We start from the raw sequence: 2,819 nt of genomic DNA, 5'->3' as shown, positions 1-2,819 counted from the left end.
CGCCCTCGCCATCGGCGCCGCAGGCTGGAGTCTCGCTTAGCCGCTGGCCTCAGGGTTTATCCAGCAGGCTCATACTGGAGGTGGCGGCGCCATCATTCAGATTGGCGGGCGAATGCCAGTCACGACCCGCCAGCGCACTGTCGCTCTGTCCGCTGCCGACGCCTTGCTGCGTCGACAGCGATGAACCTTCCAGTGCTTCATCCGCCCCTGACCGATCGGGCAGGGAACTGGTATAGCCGCCATTATTCGAGTACGTATCCATGCCGTTGACTTCGTTAGGCACCGTGTCGGTAGTCGTACCGTCATCGTTAATGCAAAACGAGCCGCCAATGCCGTTTGGCTGACAGTCTGCAGCAAAAGCCGGACTGGCCAGCGCGGTCAGTAGCAATAACGGTAAGCCGATTTCCTTCATTCTTATCTCCCAGGGCCGTGTGGTCTGCCAGACATTCTGTACTATAGCGGCGGCAGTAGCGCGGTAAGTAACAAAACTGTGTAATTTTGTAATGACCGGTGGACGGTTTGTCGTTCGGCCAGGAAAGAGCGTGCGCTAAGCGTGGCATAGCGGCTCGGCAGAAAGCGGTAATCAATTGTTAATTCTACGTAAAGGTTAATGAAAATTTAAGGGAACGCCGCTATGTTGGCAGCATCATACTTTCCATAAAGGATATGCCATGCGCGATAAATATTCCGGCCTGCAGATTGGGATTCACTGGCTGGTTTTTTTGCTGGTAGTAGTAGCCTATGCGGCGATGGAGCTGCGCGGGTTTTTCCCCCGCAGTGAACGGCCATTGATTAATATGGTGCATGTTTCCTGCGGGATCACCATTTTCGTGCTGATGGTGGCGCGTCTGCTGGTGCGGCTGAAATCGCCGGCGCCGCCGATCGTACCGAAACCATCGCCGATGATGACCGGTTTCGCCCATCTTGGTCACCTGGCGATCTATTTGCTGTTCATTGCCTTGCCGTTGATCGGCATGGTGATGATGTACTGGCGCGGTAACCCCTGGTATGCCTTTGGTCTGAGCATGCCGTATGCCCCGCAGAGCGATTTTGAGCGGGTGGATACCCTGAAGGCGATCCATGAATGGTTGGCCAATGCCGGGTACTTTGTGATTGGCCTGCATGCTCTCGCCGCGCTGCTCCATCATTACTGGTGGAAGGATAATACTCTGCTGCGAATGATGCCTCGTAAGCGCTAAATCATCCTCTTTCACTTCCTGACCCCGTCCCGCGACGGGGTTTTTTTTGCCTTCACCGCTAATAGAATATAGTATACCCCCCTATATGATACGGAGGCGTAATCGTGCCACATTCACCTGAAGATAAAAAACGGGCGCTCAGCCGCGTAAGACGCATCCGCGGCCAGGTCGAAGCCCTTGAGCGCGCGCTGGAGTCCGGCGAGCCCTGTATGACTATTTTGCAGCAGATCGCCTCGATTCGCGGGGCGGCGAACGGCCTGATGGGCGAAATGGTGGAGATCCACCTGCAGGACGAGCTGGTCAGCGGCGACACCACCCCTGAGCAGCGGGCCGCGAGAATGGCAGAGGTCGGTCATCTGCTACGATCCTATTTAAAATAACATCACGACGAGGAAGAGACAGTTATGAAATCACGCGCAGCAGTGGCCTTCGGCCCCGGTCAGCCGTTAAAAATCGTTGAGATCGACGTCGCGCCGCCGAAAAAAGGCGAAGTTCTGGTGAAAATCACCCACACCGGGGTGTGTCATACCGATGCCTTCACCCTCTCCGGTGACGATCCGGAAGGTGTCTTCCCGGCGGTGCTGGGCCATGAGGGCGGCGGGATTGTCGTGGAAGTAGGCGAGGGCGTCACCAGCCTTAAGCCGGGCGATCACGTCATTCCGCTGTATACCGCCGAATGTGGCGAGTGCAAATTCTGTAAGTCGGGTAAAACCAACCTCTGTCAGGCGGTGCGTGCCACCCAGGGTAAAGGGCTGATGCCGGACGGCACCACTCGTTTCTCGTACAATGGCGAACCGATCTATCACTATATGGGCACCAGCACCTTCAGCGAATATACGGTTTGCGCCGAGATTTCGCTGGCGAAAGTCAATCCGCAGGCGCCTTTGGATAAAGTGTGCCTGCTGGGCTGCGGCGTAACCACCGGTATCGGCGCGGTGCATAACACGGCGAAGGTCAAGGCCGGGGATACCGTCGCGGTCTTTGGTCTGGGCGGCATTGGTCTGGCGGTGATCCAGGGCGCGGTGCAGGCGCAGGCCGGGCGCATTCTGGCGGTTGATACCAACCCGGATAAATTCACTCTCGCTAAAGAGATGGGCGCGACCGATTTTATCAATCCGAACGACTACGATAAGCCGATTCAGGATGTGATCGTTGAGTTGACCGACGGCGGGGTGGATTTCAGCTTCGAGTGCATCGGCAATGTAAATGTGATGCGCGCGGCGCTGGAGTGCTGCCATAAAGGCTGGGGTGAGAGCGTGATCATCGGTGTAGCCGGCGCCGGGCAGGAGATCAAGACCCGTCCGTTCCAGCTGGTGACCGGCCGCGTGTGGCGCGGTTCCGCCTTCGGCGGCGTAAAAGGGCGCAGTCAGCTGCCGGGCATGGTGGAAGACGCCATGGCGGGTAAAATTCGCCTCGATCCGTTTATTACCCATCGCCTGCCGCTGGAGCAGATTAACGAGGCCTTTGATCTGATGCATGAAGGTAAATCGATTCGCACCGTGATCCACTTTGGCGACCAGTAATCCCCGACGCTGAAGGCGAATCGTCACCCATAAAAAAAGGGCCCGGATGGGCCCTTTTGTGTATGTCGATCAGTGATGGTCTGGGAGCGCGTAGGCG

The 2,819-nt window shown here is 57.0% G+C and carries 4 protein-coding genes; 3 read left to right on the top strand and 1 reads right to left on the bottom strand.

The window, feature by feature from the left end:
• Window positions 1-49: 49 nt before the first annotated feature.
• A complete protein-coding gene (locus KHQ28_RS26160; protein WP_004143806.1) occupies window positions 50-412 on the bottom strand; it encodes a hypothetical protein in 363 nt (120 codons plus the stop codon).
• Between the two features lie 259 nt (window positions 413-671).
• Between KHQ28_RS26160 and cybB the strand changes: the two genes are divergently transcribed.
• The 3 genes from cybB to KHQ28_RS26145 all read left to right on the top strand — a co-directional run bounded on the left by cybB (window position 672) and on the right by KHQ28_RS26145 (window position 2,722).
• Entirely contained in the window at window positions 672-1,199 is a 528-nt protein-coding gene (gene cybB, locus KHQ28_RS26155) for a cytochrome b561 (RefSeq protein ID WP_049184104.1), read from the top strand.
• 104 nt (window positions 1,200-1,303) lie between these two features.
• Complete coding sequence (locus KHQ28_RS26150) at window positions 1,304-1,579, top strand: metal/formaldehyde-sensitive transcriptional repressor (protein ID WP_002907563.1); 276 nt, start codon at window positions 1,304-1,306, stop codon at window positions 1,577-1,579.
• 24 nt (window positions 1,580-1,603) lie between these two features.
• Entirely contained in the window at window positions 1,604-2,722 is a 1,119-nt protein-coding gene (locus tag KHQ28_RS26145) for an S-(hydroxymethyl)glutathione dehydrogenase/class III alcohol dehydrogenase (protein WP_004189749.1), read from the top strand.
• Window positions 2,723-2,819 lie beyond the last annotated feature (97 nt).

This window comes from Klebsiella sp. 28, assembly GCF_018223905.1.
GTDB lineage: Bacteria > Pseudomonadota > Gammaproteobacteria > Enterobacterales > Enterobacteriaceae > Klebsiella > Klebsiella pneumoniae.
The sequence above is the reverse complement of the archived record's forward strand: the minus strand, read 5'-3'. Positions and strand labels throughout refer to the sequence as shown.

Coding starts and splice junctions, on each gene's coding strand:
- KHQ28_RS26160 (WP_004143806.1), bottom strand. CDS start 412: ATGAAGGAAATCGGCTTACCGTTATTGCTACTGACCGCGCTGGCCAGT.
- cybB (WP_049184104.1), top strand. CDS start 672: ATGCGCGATAAATATTCCGGCCTGCAGATTGGGATTCACTGGCTGGTT.
- KHQ28_RS26145 (WP_004189749.1), top strand. CDS start 1,604: ATGAAATCACGCGCAGCAGTGGCCTTCGGCCCCGGTCAGCCGTTAAAA.